The following is an 18217-nucleotide window of genomic DNA, read 5'->3' on the forward strand; positions in this document are numbered from 1 at the left end:
ATAGGGAATTGGTAGTGCTAGGACTCTTCAATAAAAAAACCAATGCGCTTCTGGGGATCGACATCAGCTCTACGTCGGTGAAGCTGTTGGAGTTAAGCCGCCAAGGCGACCGTTATCGGGTCGAGGCCTATGCGGTCGAGCCGCTGCCCGCCAGTGCCGTGGTCGAAAAAAATATTGCCGAGCTCGAAGGCGTGGGGCAGGCCCTTGCGCGCGTGCTGCTCAAGGCCAAAACCAGCCAGAGGAACGTCGCCGTGGCGGTCGCCGGCTCGGCGGTGATCACCAAGACCATCGAGATGGACGCCGGTCTTTCCGACGACGAGATGGAAAACCAGCTGAAGATCGAGGCCGATCAGTACATCCCGTATCCGCTGGATGAAGTGGCGATCGACTTTGAAGTGCAAGGCGCGTCAGTGCGCAACCCCGAGCGGGTCAATGTGCTGCTGGCCGCCTGTCGCAAGGAAAACGTCGAGGTTCGTGAAGCGGCCCTGGCCCTGGCCGGGCTGACCGCGCGAGTAGTCGATGTCGAAGCCTATGCCCTGGAGCGAGCGTTCGGCTTGCTGGCAACCCAGCTGGCCGCCTCTCAGGAGCATCTGACCGTGGCGGTAGTCGATATCGGCGCCACCATGACCACCCTGAGCGTGTTGAATAATGGGCGGATCATCTACACCCGCGAACAATTGTTCGGCGGCCGACAACTGACGGAAGAAATCCAGCGCCGTTATGGCCTGACGGTCGAGCAGGCTGGGTTGGCGAAGAAACAGGGTGGTTTGCCGGACGATTACGTCAGTGAGGTCTTGCAGCCGTTTCGGGATGCGTTGGTGCAACAAGTATCGCGCTCATTGCAGTTTTTCTTTGCCTCCGGCCAATACAGCTCGGTCGATCACATTCTCCTGGCCGGCGGCACTGCCTCGGTCCCAGGGCTGGATCGGTTGATCGAGCAGCGTCTGGGTACGCCGACCCAGGTCGCTAACCCATTCTCCGACATGACCCTGAGCAGCAGGGTCAACGCCAGTGCCCTGGCGAGCGATGCGCCGGCACTGATGATCGCCTGCGGGCTGGCCCTCAGGAGTTTCGACTGATGGCACGGATCAATCTTTTACCCTGGCGTGAAGAGTTGCGCGAAGCACGGCGCAAACGCTTTTTGCTGGCGTTGGCCGGTGTGCTGGCAGGGTCGGTGGGGGCACTGCTGATCACGGACCAGGTCATTAACAGCGCCATAGATCAACAAGTCGCGCGTAACGATTACATCGCCAAGCAGATTGCCGTGGTCGACGAACGGATCAAACAGATCAGCGATCTGAAGGCTCGTCGCCAGCAGCTCGTCGAGCGCATGCGCATCATCCAGGACCTGCAAGGCAACCGGCCGATCAGCGGGAGGATCTTCGATCAGTTGGCGCGCACCTTGCCGGACGGCGTGTATTTCACCGAAGTGAAAATGGTCGGCAAGACCTTGTCCATCACCGGCGCGGCGGAGTCCAACAATCGTGTTTCGGATTTGATGCGCAATCTAGATGCATCCGACTGGTTTGATGCGCCCAATCTCACGGAAGTCAAAGCGACCACCGCCGGTCAGCTGGATCAGGCCAATATTTTTCAGTTGACCGTCCGTCAGACTCAGCCGGCAATTGTGGGGGTGGCTAAATGAGGCTGTCCGAATGGCTCGAAGGGTTGCGCCAGATCGACATCAGCGATCTGGACACCAACAACATGGGTTCCTGGCCAAGGGCGATCAAGGTTCTTGCGAGTGTTCTGCTGATGGTGCTGGTGATGGCTCTGGGCTATAGCTTCCTGATCAGCGACCTGGAAAGCCACCTGGAACTCAAGCGTGAGGAGGAGTCGACGCTCAAGGAGCAGTTTGCGACCAAAGCCCACATGGCGGCCAATCTTGAGCTGTATACCCAGCAGATGAAGGAAATGGAGAACTCCTTCGGCATGCTATTACGGCAATTGCCCAGCGACACCGAAGTGCCCGGCCTGCTGGAGGACATCACCCGCACCGGCCTGGGCAGTGGCCTGGAGTTCGAAGAGATCAAGCTGCTGCCGGAGGTCACCCAGCAGTTCTACATCGAACTCCCTATCCAGATCACCGTCACCGGCGCCTATCACGACCTGGCCACTTTCGTCAGCGGCGTGGCGGGGTTGCCGCGGATCGTCACCCTGCATGATTTCGACCTGGTGCCGGCCAATCCCGAAGGCGGTCCGAAGTTGCGCATGAGCATCCTTGCCAAGACCTACCGCTACAACGACAAGGGGTTGCAGAAATGAACCCGATTCGTTGCCTGTCGATGGTGATGTGTCTGGTCGTCCTGGCCGGTTGTGGCGGTGACAATGGTTTCAGCGACATCGACGCCTACCTGAACGAAGTGCGCCTGCGAGCGCCCGGCAAGATTGAACCAACGCCGACATTCCAGTCTTATCCGACATTCACCTACAGCGCTGCCAACCTGCGCAGCCCGTTCTCCCGGCAGGTCAGAGTCGATCTGGCTGGCCAGAAGCACGGCTCGCGCAACGTCAAGCCCAACCCCAACCGGGTCAAGCAGTACCTCGAAGGCTTCAACATCGAACAATTTGAAATGGTCGGCACAATCTCCAATGCCTCCGGCTCCTTTGCGCTGCTGCGTGGGGCGGGCGGTGTGCATCGGCTGAAAGTCGGCGATTACCTGGGACGTAATGATGGACGGATCGTCGCCATCAGCGCTTCGCAAGTCGATGTGGTCGAAATCGTTCCCGATGGCGAAGGCGCCTGGCTGGAACGGCCGCGGACCATCCCTTTGAAAGAGCACTCATAGTGGAACTCGAACAATGAACAGGATTTTCTCAACCTTCGGTATTTCGCTATGGATAGCGTTTCTGTCGCCGTTGGTACAGGCGGCCAACCTCAAAGCGCTGGATGTCGCCGCGCTGCCTGGTGACCGTGTCGAGCTGAAGTTGTCGTTCGACGGGCCGCCACCGCAGCCTCATGGCTATACGACTGAGCAGCCTGCGCGGATTGCGCTGGATTTGCCGGGAGTTACCAGTCAGCTGGCGAACAAGAGTCGTGACCTGGGCGGCGGCAATGCCCGCAGCGCCACGGTGGTGGAAGCCAAGGACCGCACGCGGCTGATCATCGGTCTGACTCAACTGACTCCGTATAGCGCACGTGTCGAAGGCAACAACCTGTTCGTGGTCGTCGGGCAGGCGGCCGGTAACAAGGCGTCCAAACCGATTGCCAGCGCACCACGCGCGGCCACGGCGGTACCCGCACCCGCCAGAGCCAGTGCTCCCGTGGGCAAGGCTATTCGTGGCGTGGATTTCCAGCGTGGCACCCAGGGTGAAGGCAACGTGGTTATCGATCTGTCGGATCCATCCATTGCCCCGGACATTCAGGAACGCGATGGCAAGATCATCGTCGGCTTCACCAAAACTCAATTGCCTGAGCGGTTGCGCGTACGCCTCGACGTCAAGGATTTCGCTACCCCGGTGCAGTTCGTCAACGCCAGCGCCACGGGCGACCGGGCCATCATCAGCATCGAGCCCAGCGGCGCCTTCGATTATTCGACCTACCAGACCGATAACAAACTGACCATCAGCATCCGGCCGATGACTGTCGATGACTTGCAAAAACGCAACGCCGAACGTTTTGCCTACAGCGGCGAAAAGCTCTCGTTGAATTTCCAGGACATCGATGTGCGCTCGGTGCTGCAACTGATCGCCGATTTCACCAACCTCAATCTGGTGGCCAGTGACACGGTGCAGGGCGGCATCACGTTGCGCCTGCAGAATGTGCCGTGGGATCAGGCGCTGGACCTGGTGTTGAAAACCAAAGGCCTGGATAAGCGCAAGATTGGCAATGTGTTGCTGGTGGCGCCGGCCGATGAAATCGCCGCCCGGGAGCGTCAGGAGCTGGAGTCGCAGAAACAAATCGCCGAACTGGCGCCTCTGCGTCGCGAGCTGTTGCAGGTCAACTACGCCAAGGCTGCCGATATCGCCAAGCTGTTCCAGTCGGTGACCAGCGCCGAGGCGAAAGTCGACGAGCGCGGTTCAATCACTGTCGATGAGCGGACCAACAACATCATTGCCTACCAGACCCAGGACCGCCTCGACGAGCTGCGTCGCATCGTTGCACAGCTGGATATTCCAGTGCGTCAGGTGATGATCGAGGCGCGCATCGTTGAAGCCAACGTCGATTACGACAAAAGCCTCGGCGTGCGCTGGGGCGGTTCGGTGCAGAAGGGTAATTGGAACGGCTCCGGGGTCAACGGCTCTTCGACCACCGTCGGCACGCCGGGCAGCACCAGCACCAACTCGCCGTTCGTCGACCTTGGGACTTCCTCCAACACCTCGGGGATCGGCATCGCCTTCATTACCGACAATGTGCTGCTGGACCTTGAGCTGACGGCCATGGAAAAAACCGGCAACGGGGAAATCGTCTCGCAGCCCAAGGTGGTCACGTCCGACAAGGAAACCGCGAAAATCCTCAAGGGCACCGAAATCCCCTATCAGGAAGCCAGCTCCAGCGGCGCCACTTCAGTGTCGTTCAAGGAGGCTTCGCTGTCCCTGGAAGTGACACCGCAGATCACCCCGGACAACCGCATCATCATGGAGGTCAAGGTCACCAAGGACGAACCGGACTACCTGAACAAAGTGCAGGATGTACCGCCGATCAAGAAAAACGAGGTCAACGCCAAGGTATTGGTCAACGACGGCGAGACCATCGTGATTGGTGGGGTTTTCTCAAATACTCAGAGCAAGGTTGTAGATAAGGTGCCATTTCTCGGTGATGTGCCGTATCTTGGCCGCCTTTTCCGGCGTGACGTGGTTTCGGAGAAAAAATCCGAGCTGCTGGTATTTCTCACTCCGCGTATCATGAACAATCAGGCGATTGCTGTGAGTCATTGATTCTGTGCGAAATTTGATTCTTGTTGGACCGATGGGGGCTGGAAAAAGCACCATCGGCCGGTTGCTGGCCAAAGAGCTGCGCCTGCCGTTCAAAGATTCCGATAAGGAAATTGAATTGCGCACGGGCGCCAATATCCCGTGGATTTTCGATAAAGAAGGCGAACCGGGCTTTCGTGACCGCGAGCAGGCGATGATTGCCGAGCTGTGCGCGTCCGACGGCGTGGTGTTGGCGACCGGTGGCGGAGCGGTAATGCGCGAGGCCAATCGTCGGGCGCTGCACGCCGGTGGTCGGGTGGTCTATCTGCACGCGTCTGTCGAGCAGCAAGTGGGCCGAACGGCTCGCGATCGCAATCGGCCACTGCTGCGTACCGCCGATCCGGCCAAGACCCTGCGGGACTTACTGGCGATCCGTGACCCGCTGTATCGGGAAATCGCCGACCTGGTGGTGGAAACCGATGAGCGGCCACCGCGGATGGTGGTGCTCGATATTCTCGAACGCTTGCAGCAGCTGCCGCCCCGTTAATGCACGGGGTGAAATGCGCTATCCTCGGCGTCCTGTCGCAGCCGCTCAAGGTTGTGGCGGATGACTACCGGACGGCGTCACACCAGCAGACGCCATGGAATTCGTAAACTCAAGGCAGGACGCCTGATTCCATCTTCACTGTGGGGACACATGCAGACACTCAAGGTCGATCTAGGCGAGCGCAGCTACCCGATTCATATTGGCGAAGGATTGTTGGATAAGCCTGAGCTGCTAGCCCCGCATATCCGCGGGCGGCAGGTGGCGATCATCTCCAACGAGACCGTCGCGCCGCTCTACCTCGAGCGTCTGACCCGCAGTCTGGCGCAGTTCTCGGTCATTTCCGTGGTGCTGCCCGATGGCGAAGCCTTCAAGACCTGGGAAACCCTGCAACTGATTTTCGATGGCCTGCTGACTGCTCGGCACGACCGTCGTACCACGGTGATTGCCCTCGGTGGCGGCGTGATCGGTGACATGGCCGGTTTTGCCGCGGCCTGCTACCAGCGGGGCGTCGATTTCATCCAGGTGCCGACCACGTTGCTGTCGCAAGTCGATTCTTCGGTGGGCGGCAAGACCGGGATCAATCATCCGCTGGGCAAGAACATGGTCGGCGCCTTCTATCAGCCCAACGTGGTGCTGATCGATACCGCCACCCTCAACACACTGCCGGCCCGCGAACTGTCTGCCGGGCTGGCGGAAGTCATCAAGTACGGGCTGATCTGTGACGAGCCATTCCTGACCTGGCTCGAAGAAAACGTCGATCGCCTGCGCGCCCTGGACCAGGCCGCCCTGACTTACGCTATCGAACGTTCCTGTGCGGCCAAGGCGGCAGTGGTGGGTGCCGACGAGAAAGAGACCGGCGTGCGTGCCACGTTGAACCTGGGGCATACCTTCGGCCACGCGATCGAAACCCATATGGGCTATGGTGTCTGGTTGCATGGTGAAGCAGTCGCTGCTGGCACCGTGATGGCTCTGGAAATGTCCGCGCGGCTGGGCTGGATCAGCGAAGAGGAGCGTAATCGCGGTATTCGCCTGTTCCAGCGCGCCGGCCTGCCGGTCATCCCGCCGGAAGAGATGACCGAAGCAGATTTTCTCGAACACATGGCAATTGACAAGAAAGTGATCGACGGTCGTTTGCGCCTGGTGCTGCTGCGCCACATGGGCGAAGCGGTGGTGACCGACGATTATCCGAAAGAGGTTTTACAGGCCACGCTGGGAGCGGATTACCGCGCCCTGGCTCAGCTTAAAGGTTAATAAGATCCCGATGACTAGTTTGCATGCCGACGAGGCTTTCCTCGGCCATTACCAGTTAAGTCATGACCCTTTCGCTCCACGGGTGCCTGGCTTCAAATTCTTCCCGGCCCAGCGCAAGCCGGTGCTGGGCCAGTTGCACCACCTGGCTCGCTACAGCCAGTTGCTGCTGGTGGTCACCGGTCCGCAAGGCAGCGGCAAAACCCTGTTGCGTCAGGCCCTGGTAGCCAGCACCAACAAACAGTCAGTGCAGAGCGTGGTGGTTTCCGCCCGTGGCGCCGGCGATGCCGCTGGCGTGCTGAATCAAGTGGCTCAGGCGCTGGACGTTGCTCAGGCCGAGATCGGTGCGATCCTGGCTCAAGTGGTGCAGCTTGCGCTCACGGGGCAGGAAGTCTATTTGCTGGTGGATGACGCCGAGCAACTCGACGAGTCTGCACTGGAAGCCTTGTTGGCCCTGGCTGCCGGCGCGCCGGAAGGTCGTCCGCATGTATTCCTGTTCGGTGAGTCCTCGCTGATTGCTCAACTTGATGCGCTGAGCCTCGAGGAAGAGCGTTTTCACGTCATCGAATTGCAGCCCTACACCGAAGAAGAAACCCGCGAATATCTGGATCAGCGTCTTGAAGGTGCTGGCCGGGGAATCGAACTTTTCACCGCGGATCAGATCTCTGATATTCACGAAAGCTCCGACGGTTGGCCTGGCAACATCAACCAGGTCGCCCGCGATGCAATGATCGAAGCCATGATTGCCAGCCGCTCAGCGGTCAAGCGTCCAAGTATGGGGTTCAACATGCCGAAGAAACACGTATTGGCAATTTCCGCCGTCGTCGTGGTCGCGGTAGCTGCCGCCTGGTTGATGCCAGGTCGCAACAAAGCACCGACCACCGGCGCGCCTGCCAACGAACAGGCACAACTGCCGCTGGGCCAGGGCACGCCAAAACCTAACAGTGCAGGCGCTCCCTCCGTGGAGTTCGCCGGTAATACGCAACCGATGCCATTGCCGTTGGTCGGTAACTCGCAGCCAGTGATGCGTGGTCCGTTGGCCGAAGCGGCTGGAGGCATTACCGAAGGCGATGATGGCGTACCGGTCGAAGGCTCCAGCGCCACACCGCCGACCGTGACCACCACTGCGCCACCGGCAGGCGTTCCAGCGGGGCCCGCGCCGACACCGGCTGCCAAGCCGACGCCTGCGCCGACTCAAGTCGCGACCGCCAAGCCTGTCGCGCCTGTGGCCAAGCCAGCGCCAGCGCCTGCACCGGCTGCCAAACCGGCTCCAGCGCCCGCCAAGCCGGCCGTCGTGGCCAAACCCGCCGAGAAGCCAGCTACCGTGGCCAAAGCCGCTGGTGGCAGCTGGTACGCAGGCCAGGCACCAGGCAGCTATGTAGTGCAGATCCTTGGCACCAGCTCCGAATCGACCGCGCAAAACTTCGTCAAGGAGCAGGGCGGCGAGTACCGTTATTTCAAGAAAGTGCTCAACGGCAAGCCGCTTTACGTCATCACCTACGGTAGCTTCGCCAACCGCGATGCAGCCGTTACTGCCATCAAGGCCTTGCCAGCGAAGGTTCAGGCTGGTAAACCTTGGCCTCGCACTGTCGCCAGCGTCCAACAGGAACTGGCAACAACTCGCTGAAGATTCGGCGGCCTTACCCAGGCCGCCTCTCCAAGCACCTCAAAATTTCTACAAGTGCGCGCGCTGTCTCTATAGACCGCGTGCCTTGTGGTGTCTGCGTCACAGTAGTCTTTGAGTCGCTGCGGTCAAAATTAAAAAAGTTTTGACTAGCACAGCATATCGCTTTAAACCTTTCACAAATGCGACATGGATTTGCGACATTTCGTCGTCAAATTTGTGAGCCTCTGTGTCGGTGTGTACAATGACCTCCCTTTTGCCCCCGCAAAGCTGGCGTACGTTCGGCGCGGATGGTAACTGGTTGAATTGAAAAGAAATTTGCCTCGATAAGAGGCAGCCTGGTGAGAAAGTGTCTATGAAAGCAGGTCTGTACCAACCAGATGAATTCAAGGATAACTGCGGTTTTGGCCTGATAGCCCATATGCAGGGCGAGCCCAGTCATACCCTTTTGCAAACGGCCATTGAGGCCCTGACCTGCATGACCCACCGCGGTGGGATCAACGCCGACGGCAAGACCGGTGACGGTTGCGGTCTGCTGATTCAAAAGCCGGATGTGTTCCTGCGTGCCATCGCCCAGGAAACCTTCGGCGTCGAACTGCCCAAGCAATATGCCGTGGGCATGGTCTTCTTCAACCAGGATCCGGTGAAAGCCGAAGCCGCTCGCGAGAACATGAACCGCGAAATCCTGGCCGAAGGCCTGACCCTGGTCGGCTGGCGCAAAGTGCCGATCGACACCAGCGTCCTCGGCCGCCTGGCCCTCGAGCGCCTGCCGCTGATCGAGCAAGTGTTCGTCGGTGGTGAAGGCCTGAGCGATCAGGACATGGCGATCAAGCTGTTCAGCGCCCGTCGTCGTTCGTCCGTGGCCAACGCCGCCGATGTCGATCACTACATCTGCAGCTTTTCCCACAAGACCATTATTTACAAAGGCCTGATGATGCCGGCGGATTTGACCGCCTTCTATCCAGACCTGAGCGACCAGCGCCTGCAAACTTCGATCTGCGTGTTCCACCAGCGCTTTTCGACCAACACGCTGCCGAAATGGCCGCTGGCGCAGCCGTTCCGCTTCCTTGCCCACAACGGCGAAATCAACACCATCACCGGCAACCGCAACTGGGCGCAGGCCCGTCGCACCAAGTTCACCAATGATCTGATGGATCTGGATGAACTCGGCCCGCTGGTGAACCGTGTCGGTTCCGACTCCTCCAGCATGGACAACATGCTCGAGCTGATGGTCACCGGTGGCATCGACCTGTTCCGTGGCGTGCGGATGATCATCCCGCCTGCGTGGCAGAACGTCGAAACCATGGACCCGGATCTGCGTGCGTTCTACGAATACAACTCGATGCACATGGAACCGTGGGACGGTCCGGCCGGCGTGGTAATGACCGACGGTCGCTACGCGGTGTGCCTGCTCGACCGTAACGGCCTGCGGCCGGCGCGTTGGGTCACCACCAAGAACGGCTTCATCACCCTGGCGTCGGAAATCGGTGTCTGGAACTACCAGCCTGAGGACGTGATCGCCAAGGGGCGTGTCGGCCCGGGCCAGATCTTTGCCGTGGACACCGAAACCGGTCAGATCCTCGACACCGACGCCATCGACAACCGCTTGAAGTCCCGTCATCCGTACAAGCAATGGCTGCGCAAGAATGCCCTGCGCATTCAGGCGACCATGGAAGACAACGACCACGGTTCAGCGTTCTACGACGTCGACCAGCTCAAGCAGTACATGAAGATGTACCAGGTCACGTTCGAAGAGCGCGACCAGGTGCTGCGTCCGCTCGGCGAGCAAGGCTACGAAGCCGTCGGCTCGATGGGCGACGATACGCCGATGGCCGTGCTGTCCCAGCGCGTGCGCACGCCGTACGACTATTTCCGTCAGCAGTTCGCGCAGGTCACCAACCCGCCGATCGACCCGCTGCGCGAAGCCATCGTCATGTCGCTGGAAGTCTGCCTCGGTGCTGAGCGCAACATCTTCCAGGAGTCGCCGGAACACGCCTCGCGCGTGATCCTCAGCTCGCCGGTCATTTCTCCGGCCAAGTGGCGCTCGCTGATGAACCTCGATCGCCCAGGCTTCGAGCGTCAGATCATCGACCTCAACTATGACGAGAGCGTCGGTCTCGAAGCCGCGGTGCGTAACGTCGCCGATCAGGCTGAAGAAGCCGTTCGCGCCGGTCGCACCCAGGTCGTACTGAGTGACCGTCACATTGCTCCGGGCAAGCTGCCGATCCACGCTTCGCTGGCGACCGGTGCCGTGCACCATCGCCTGACCGAAAAAGGCCTGCGTTGCGACTCCAACATTCTGGTGGAAACCGCGACCGCTCGTGATCCGCACCACTTCGCGGTGCTGATCGGTTTCGGCGCCTCGGCGGTCTACCCGTTCCTGGCCTATGAAGTGCTGGGTGACCTGATCCGCACCGGTGAAGTGCTGGGCGACCTCTATGAGGTGTTCAAGAACTACCGCAAAGGCATCACCAAGGGCCTGCTCAAGATCCTGTCGAAGATGGGCATCTCGACCATCACGTCGTATCGCGGTGCGCAGCTGTTCGAGGCCATCGGTCTGTCCGAAGAAGTCTGCGAACTGAGCTTCCGTGGTGTGCCAAGCCGCATCAAGGGTGCACGCTTCGTCGACATCGAAGCCGAGCAGAAAGCCCTGGCGGCCGAAGCCTGGAGCCCGCGCAAGCCGATCCAGCAAGGCGGTCTGCTGAAGTTCGTCCACGGTGGCGAATATCACGCCTACAACCCTGACGTGGTCAACACCTTGCAAGCCGCAGTGCAGCAGGGCGACTACAGCAAGTTCAAGGAATACACGTCACTGGTGGATAACCGCCCGGTGTCGATGATCCGCGACCTGCTCAAGGTCAAGACCCTCGACACGCCGATGGACATCAGCGAAGTCGAGCCTCTGGAGTCGGTGCTCAAGCGCTTCGACTCCGCTGGTATTTCGCTGGGCGCCCTGTCGCCGGAAGCCCACGAAGCCCTGGCCGAAGCCATGAACCGCCTCGGTGCGCGTTCGAACTCCGGCGAAGGCGGCGAAGACCCGGCGCGCTACGGCACCATCAAGAGCTCGAAAATCAAGCAAGTCGCCACTGGCCGCTTCGGTGTGACCCCGGAATACCTGGTCAACGCCGAAGTGCTGCAGATCAAAGTCGCCCAGGGTGCCAAGCCCGGCGAAGGTGGTCAGTTGCCAGGCGGCAAGGTCAACGGTCTGATCGCCAAGCTGCGTTACGCAGTGCCGGGCGTGACCCTGATTTCGCCTCCGCCGCACCACGACATCTATTCGATCGAAGACTTGTCGCAGCTGATTTTCGACCTGAAACAAGTCAACCCGAATGCGCTGGTTTCGGTGAAGCTGGTGGCAGAAGCGGGCGTCGGCACCATCGCGGCCGGTGTGGCCAAGGCCTACGCGGACTTGATCACCATCTCCGGCTACGACGGCGGCACCGGTGCATCACCACTGACCTCGATCAAATACGCGGGTGCGCCGTGGGAACTCGGCCTGGCCGAAACCCACCAGACCCTGCGTGGCAACGACCTGCGCGGCAAAGTCCGGGTACAAACCGATGGTGGCCTGAAAACCGGCCTCGACGTGATCAAGGCAGCCATTCTCGGCGCTGAAAGCTTCGGCTTCGGCACCGCGCCAATGATCGCCCTGGGCTGCAAATACCTGCGCATCTGCCACCTGAACAACTGCGCCACCGGCGTTGCGACTCAGAACGAGAAGCTGCGCAAGGATCACTACATCGGGACCGTCGACATGGTGGTGAATTTCTTCACCTACGTCGCCGAAGAAACCCGTGAGTGGCTGGCCAAGCTGGGCGTGCGCTCCCTCGAAGAGCTGATCGGTCGTACCGATCTGCTGGAAGTCCTCGAAGGCCAGACCGCCAAGCAGAACCACCTGGACCTGACTCCGTTGCTCGGCAGCGATCACATCCCGGCAGACAAGCCTCAATTCTGCCAGGTCGACCGCAACCCGCCGTTCGACAAAGGCCTGCTGGCCGAGAAAATGGTCGACATGGCCACCTCGGCAATCAACGACCTGAGCGGTGCCGATTTCGCCCTGGATATCTGCAACTGCGACCGTTCCATCGGCGCGCGGATCTCCGGTGAAATCGCTCGCAAACACGGCAACCAGGGCATGGCTAACGCGCCGATCACCTTCCGCTTCAAAGGCACGGCGGGTCAGAGCTTTGGCGTGTGGAACGCTGGCGGCCTGAACATGTACCTGGAAGGCGACGCAAACGACTACGTCGGCAAAGGCATGACCGGCGGCAAACTGGTCATCGTTCCGCCGAAAGGCAGCCTCTACAAGACGCAGGACAGTGCCATCATCGGCAACACCTGCCTGTATGGCGCCACTGGCGGCAAGCTGTTCGCCGCCGGCACCGCTGGCGAGCGTTTCGCGGTGCGTAACTCCGGTGCTCACACTGTGGTGGAAGGCACAGGCGATCACTGCTGCGAGTACATGACCGGTGGTTTCGTCTGCGTTCTGGGCAAGACCGGTTACAACTTCGGCTCAGGCATGACCGGTGGTTTCGCCTACGTGCTCGACCAGGACAACACCTTCGTTGACCGGGTCAACCACGAACTGGTGGAAATTCAGCGGATCAGCGGTGAGGCGATGGAAGCCTATCGCAGCCACCTGCAACGCGTGCTGAACGAATACGTCGAGGAAACCGACAGCGAGTGGGGTCGTAACCTCGCTGAAAACCTCGATGACTATCTGCGTCGTTTCTGGCTGGTCAAGCCCAAGGCTGCCAACCTGAAATCGTTGCTTTCCAGCACCCGTGCCAACCCGCAGTGATATGCGCCTGAAGAGTTTGATGAGGTTTTAACTATGGCTGAACGTCTGAATAACGACTTCCAGTTCATCGATGTCGGGCGCAAGGATCCGAAGAAGAAACTGTTGCGTCAACGCAAGAAAGAGTTCGTGGAAATCTACGAACCGTTCAAACCCCAGCAGTCGGCCGACCAGGCCCACCGCTGCCTGGGCTGCGGTAACCCGTATTGCGAATGGAAGTGCCCGGTGCACAATTTCATTCCCAACTGGCTCAAATTGGTGGCCGAGGGCAACATCCTCCAGGCCGCCGAGCTGTCGCACCAGACCAACACCCTGCCGGAAGTCTGCGGCCGGGTGTGCCCGCAGGATCGTCTGTGCGAGGGTGCCTGCACCCTCAATGACGGTTTCGGTGCAGTGACCATCGGTTCGGTCGAGAAGTACATCACTGACACCGCGTTCGCCATGGGCTGGCGCCCGGACATGTCCAAGGTCAAGCCGACCGGCAAGCGTGTTGCGGTAATCGGTGCGGGCCCTGCGGGCCTGGGCTGTGCCGACGTGCTGGTGCGTGGCGGCGTGACGCCGGTGGTGTTCGACAAGAACCCGGAAATCGGCGGTCTGCTGACCTTCGGCATTCCCGAGTTCAAGCTGGAAAAGACCGTGCTGAGCAATCGCCGCGAAGTCTTCACCGGCATGGGCATCGAGTTCCGCCTGAACACCGAAGTGGGCAAGGACGTGACCATGGAACAACTGCTCGAAGAGTTCGATGCGGTCTTCATGGGCATGGGCACCTACACCTACATGAAGGGCGGCTTCGCCGGCGAGGACCTGCCAGGCGTGCACGACGCGCTGGACTTCCTGATCGCCAACGTCAACCGCAACCTGGGCTTTGAAAAGTCGCCGGAAGATTTCGTCGACATGAAAGGCAAGAAAGTGGTGGTGCTGGGTGGCGGCGACACGGCGATGGACTGCAACCGTACCTCCATTCGTCAGGGCGCCAAGGCGGTGACCTGTGCCTATCGTCGTGACGAAGCGAACATGCCGGGCTCGCGCAAAGAGGTGAAGAACGCCAAGGAAGAAGGCGTGAAATTCCTCTACAACCGCCAGCCGATCGCAATCGTCGGTGAAGACCGTGTCGAAGGCGTGAAGGTGGTCGAGACCCGTCTCGGCGAGCCGGATGCCCGTGGCCGTCGCAGCCCCGAGCCGATCCCGGGTTCCGAAGAGATCATCCCGGCCGACGCCGTGGTCATCGCGTTTGGTTTCCGTCCAAGCCCGGCGTCGTGGTTCGAGCAGTTCAGCATCCAGACCGACAGCCAGGGCCGCGTCGTGGCGCCGGAGCAAGGCCAGTACAAGCACCAGACCAGCAACCCGAAAATCTTCGCCGGTGGTGACATGGTGCGCGGTTCCGACCTGGTGGTGACGGCGATCTTCGAAGGCCGCAATGCCGCTGAAGGGATCCTGGATTACCTGGGCGTCTGATCGACGCCTGACCCTGTAGGAGCCGGCTTGCTGGCGATGAACGATAACGCGGTGTACCTGATACACCGCGTCGTCTGAATCGCCAGCAAGCCGGCTCCTACAGGGTTTTGTGGTGCTGCAAAGTCTGCATTTCACCGCGACAAATTGACCCGATAGACAAAAGGATCGGCTCTTGCCGTGCCTTTTGCGTCGCGCTCTGAGAAAATGCCCGCACTTTTTTTCCGGATGCCGACATGACTGCCCTGAAGAACGACCGTTTCCTTCGCGCCCTGCTCAAGCAACCCGTAGACGTCACCCCAGTGTGGATGATGCGTCAGGCCGGTCGCTACCTGCCGGAATACCGCGCCAGCCGTGCCAAGGCCGGTGACTTCATGAGCCTGTGCATGAACCCGGCGTTCGCTTGCGAAGTCACGATGCAACCGCTCGACCGCTATCCACAACTGGACGCGGCGATCCTCTTCTCCGACATCCTGACCATCCCCGATGCCATGGGCCAGGGCCTGTACTTCGAGACCGGTGAAGGTCCACGCTTCAAAAAGGTCGTCAGCACCCTGGCTGACATCGAAGCCTTGCCGATTCCTGATCCACAGAAAGACCTCGGCTACGTCATGGACGCAGTCAGCACCATCCGCCGCGAACTGAACGGCCGTGTGCCGCTGATCGGTTTTTCCGGCAGCCCATGGACCCTGGCCACCTACATGGTTGAAGGCGGTTCGTCGAAAGACTTCCGCAAGACCAAGGCCATGCTCTACGACAACCCGCAAGCCATGCACCTGCTGCTGGACAAGCTTGCGCAGTCGGTCACCTCGTACCTCAATGGCCAGATCCTGGCCGGCGCACAAGCAGTGCAGATCTTCGACACCTGGGGCGGAAATCTCTCGGCGGCGGCGTACCAGGAATTCTCCCTGGCCTACATGCGCAAAATCGTCAGCGGCCTGATCCGCGAACATGAAGGCCGCAAAGTGCCGGTCATCCTGTTCACCAAGAATGGCGGCCTGTGGCTGGAAAGCATCGCCGACGCCGGCGCTGATGCGCTGGGCCTGGACTGGACTTGCGACATCGGTGAGGCCCGTCAACGCGTCGGCAACAAAGTCGCCCTGCAAGGCAACATGGACCCGACCGTGCTTTACGCCAAGCCCGAAGCCATCCGCGCCGAAGTCGGCCGGATTCTCGCCAGCTACGGCAAGGGCAGTGGCCACGTGTTCAACCTCGGCCATGGCATTACCCCGGAAGTCGATCCGGAGCACGCAGGCGCTTTCTTGCGCGCGGTGCATGAGCTGTCGGCGCAGTATCACGAGTGATCGTCGCCCGATAAAAAACGCCCGGCATTTGCCGGGCGTTTTTGCATCAAAATCAAAAAGATCGCAGCCTTAAGCTTTCAAATTCTCCAACGGCGGCAACTTCGCCAATTTCAACGCCACCAACAGCGCAATCACCAGCAATCCGCTGATGAACAGCCCGATCCCGTTCCAGCCACCCAGATGCCAGGCCATACCGCCCGCCGTACCCGCGATACTCGACCCGGCGTAATAGCTGAACAGGTACAACGACGTCGCCTGCCCCTTGGCCTTGGTCGCGCGACGACCGATCCAGCTGCTGGCCACCGAATGCGCGCCGAAGAAGCCGAAGGTGAAGACCAGCATGCCGAAGATCACTACTGGCAGGGGCGTAAACATCGTCAACGCAAGGCCCGCGAGCATCACCACAATGGTTGCCCAGAGCACTTTGCGCCGGCCGAGCTGGTCGGCCAGGGCGCCGATTTTCGCCGAACTGTAGATGCCCGACAGGTACACCACCGAGAGTAGCCCGACGAAGGCCTGGTCCATGTGATACGGCTCGGCCAGCAGGCGATAGCCGATGTAGTTGAACAGGGTAACGAACGCGCCCATCAGCACGAACGCTTCGACAAACAGCAGCGGCAGGCCGGCGTCGCGAAAGTGCATGGTGAAGCCGTCGAGCAGGCTACGCGGGTGCAGCGAGCGGGCGCGGAAGTTGCGCGATTCGGGGAGGATTTTCCAGAACACCGCGGCGGCAATCAGCGCCAGGCCGCCGATGACCAGCATTGCCGTGTGCCAGCTGACGAAGTCGATCAGCACCCCGACGATCAAGCGTCCACACATGCCGCCGATGGCATTGCCACCGATGTACAAGCCCATGGCCAGGCCAATGTGCTGCGGGTGGATCTCTTCGCTCAGGTAAGTCATCGCCACCGCCGCCAGACCGCTCAACGACAGCCCGACCAGCGCCCGCATCACCAGCACGCCTTGCCAGCTCGGCATCATCGCACTGGCCATGGTGCACAGTGCGGCGGCGAACAGTGCGGCGACCATCACCGGTTTACGCCCGATGCGATCGGAGATGGGGCCGGTGATCAGCAAGCCGATGGCGAGAAGGCCGGTGGCGACCGACAGGATCAGGCTGCTCTGGGCCGCATTGATGGAAAACTCGCGGGACAGCAGCGGCATCATCGGCTGTACGCAGTAGAGCAGGGCAAAGGTCGCGAAGCCTCCGGAGAACAGCGCCAGCACCGTGCGCATAAACATCGGTGTGCCTTTCTCGATGTAAATCTCGTTGTGTTCAGCGACGACATCATTCAGCGCGGCGGGCGGGATTTCATGGGCGAGTGGGGCGACAGCAGTTTTCACTTCGGACCTCGGAGGACGCAGCCGGTCAGGCAATGAAAAAATCATATAGCTGGCTAATGTTTCTATCCAATATATTGTTCGACCTGTTTGATAGGTTTAACGACCTAATGGAGTTTTCATGGAATTGCGTCACCTGCGCTACTTCATTGCCGTCGCCGAAGAACTGCATTTCGGCCGCGCCGCCCAAGTGCTGGGCATCTCGCAGCCGCCGCTGAGCCAGCAGATTCAGGCGCTGGAACAGGAAGTGGGGGCGCGTCTGTTCGAGCGGACCAATCGTCGGGTCGAGTTGAGTGAGGCCGGTCGGCTGTTTCTGGAAGAGGCGCGGCTGGTGCTGGCGCAGGTCGACAAAGCGGCGGATGTGGCTCGGCGGGCACAACTTGGTGAATTGGGTGAACTGAAGATCGGCTTCACCTCGTCGGCGCCGTTCAATTCGACCATTCCCCAGGCGATTTTCTCATTTCGCCAACGCTTCCCGGCGGTGCACCTGAACCTGCGGGAAATGAGCAGCACCCAAGTGGCCGATGCGCTGGTGGACGAGTCGATCGAGGTCGGCATCATGCGACCGTTGGGCTTGCCGGACTCCCTCAGCGTGGTGGAACTGATGCGTGAGCCATTGGTGGCGGTGCTCAGCTCCAAGCATCCGCTGGTGGATGGCAGCGAAGAAGGTCTGTTCCTGTCCGCTCTGGCCCTCGAGCCGTTCGTATTTTTCCCGCGCAGCTATGGCAGCGGTCTGTACGCACAACTGCTCACTCTGGCGCGGGACGCCGGCTTCAGCCCGCACTTTGCCCAGGAGGCGGGCGAGGCGATGACCATCATCGGGCTGGTGGCGGCGGGTTTGGGGGTATCGGTGTTGCCGGCGTCTTATCAGCGGATGCGCATTGATGGCGTGGTGTATCGGCCATTGCTCGATCCAGAGGCGATTTCGGCGGTGTGGCTGGTGCAGCGCAAGGATCAGAAGTCGCCGATGGCCAAGGCGTTTGTGGAGTTGTTGACGCGTAAGGTTGAAGGGAAGTGAAAGCGAGCAAATCACCGCACTCAGGTCACTT

General features: G+C 60.3%; 13 protein-coding genes. 12 read left to right on the forward strand and 1 reads right to left on the reverse strand.

Translation table 11 applies throughout. From position 1 onward, the window contains the following. Nucleotides 1-14 precede the first annotated feature (14 nt). From AC07VO_RS04295 to hemE, 11 genes are all read left to right on the forward strand, one after another. Nucleotides 15-1079 carry a pilus assembly protein PilM gene (locus AC07VO_RS04295; RefSeq protein ID WP_018928618.1) on the forward strand — a complete coding sequence of 355 codons (1065 nt, stop codon included), beginning with the start codon at nucleotides 15-17 and terminating at the stop codon, nucleotides 1077-1079. Then, nucleotides 1079-1645, forward strand: coding sequence for a PilN domain-containing protein (locus tag AC07VO_RS04300; protein ID WP_018928617.1), 567 nt, complete (start codon nucleotides 1079-1081; stop codon nucleotides 1643-1645). Before AC07VO_RS04295 ends, AC07VO_RS04300 begins: the two co-directional genes overlap by 1 nt. Then, nucleotides 1642-2265 (forward strand): type 4a pilus biogenesis protein PilO, encoded by a 624-nt coding sequence (gene pilO / locus AC07VO_RS04305; protein ID WP_018928616.1) that lies wholly within the window; start codon nucleotides 1642-1644, stop codon nucleotides 2263-2265. Before AC07VO_RS04300 ends, pilO begins: the two co-directional genes overlap by 4 nt. Beyond that, nucleotides 2262-2789, forward strand: a complete 528-nt coding sequence (locus AC07VO_RS04310; RefSeq protein ID WP_086944121.1) for a pilus assembly protein PilP — start codon at nucleotides 2262-2264, stop codon at nucleotides 2787-2789. Before pilO ends, AC07VO_RS04310 begins: the two co-directional genes overlap by 4 nt. A gap of 13 nt (nucleotides 2790-2802) precedes the next feature. Continuing rightward, nucleotides 2803-4878 (forward strand): type IV pilus secretin PilQ, encoded by a 2076-nt coding sequence (locus AC07VO_RS04315; RefSeq protein WP_064615925.1) that lies wholly within the window; start codon nucleotides 2803-2805, stop codon nucleotides 4876-4878. Nucleotides 4879-4882: 4 nt separating this feature from the next. Then, nucleotides 4883-5401, forward strand: a complete 519-nt coding sequence (gene aroK, locus AC07VO_RS04320) for a shikimate kinase AroK (protein ID WP_019581860.1) — start codon at nucleotides 4883-4885, stop codon at nucleotides 5399-5401. Nucleotides 5402-5551: 150 nt separating this feature from the next. Further along, nucleotides 5552-6652: a 3-dehydroquinate synthase gene (gene aroB, locus AC07VO_RS04325; RefSeq protein ID WP_018928613.1), complete on the forward strand. Its 1101-nt coding sequence runs from the start codon at nucleotides 5552-5554 to the stop codon at nucleotides 6650-6652. A 10-nt stretch (nucleotides 6653-6662) separates the two neighbouring features. Next, entirely contained in the window at nucleotides 6663-8276 is a 1614-nt protein-coding gene (locus AC07VO_RS04330) for an AAA family ATPase (protein WP_064615929.1), read from the forward strand. 352 nt (nucleotides 8277-8628) lie between these two features. Then, nucleotides 8629-13074: a glutamate synthase large subunit gene (gene gltB / locus AC07VO_RS04335; protein WP_064615931.1), complete on the forward strand. Its 4446-nt coding sequence runs from the start codon at nucleotides 8629-8631 to the stop codon at nucleotides 13072-13074. Between the two features lie 33 nt (nucleotides 13075-13107). Then, nucleotides 13108-14526, forward strand: a complete 1419-nt coding sequence (locus AC07VO_RS04340) for an FAD-dependent oxidoreductase (RefSeq protein WP_007936832.1) — start codon at nucleotides 13108-13110, stop codon at nucleotides 14524-14526. A gap of 233 nt (nucleotides 14527-14759) precedes the next feature. After that, nucleotides 14760-15827, forward strand: coding sequence for a uroporphyrinogen decarboxylase (gene hemE, locus AC07VO_RS04345; RefSeq protein WP_018928609.1), 1068 nt, complete (start codon nucleotides 14760-14762; stop codon nucleotides 15825-15827). A 69-nt stretch (nucleotides 15828-15896) separates the two neighbouring features. Here hemE and AC07VO_RS04350 read toward each other — a convergent pair whose 3' ends face one another. Then, a complete protein-coding gene (locus tag AC07VO_RS04350) occupies nucleotides 15897-17171 on the reverse strand; it encodes an MFS transporter (protein WP_018928608.1) in 1275 nt (424 codons plus the stop codon). A gap of 118 nt (nucleotides 17172-17289) precedes the next feature. On the opposite strand from AC07VO_RS04350, the gene AC07VO_RS04355 reads away from it, so the two are divergent. Beyond that, nucleotides 17290-18186: a LysR family transcriptional regulator gene (locus tag AC07VO_RS04355; RefSeq protein ID WP_086944120.1), complete on the forward strand. Its 897-nt coding sequence runs from the start codon at nucleotides 17290-17292 to the stop codon at nucleotides 18184-18186. Nucleotides 18187-18217 lie beyond the last annotated feature (31 nt).

Source organism: Pseudomonas sp. GW821-FHT03E01 (assembly GCF_059420765.1).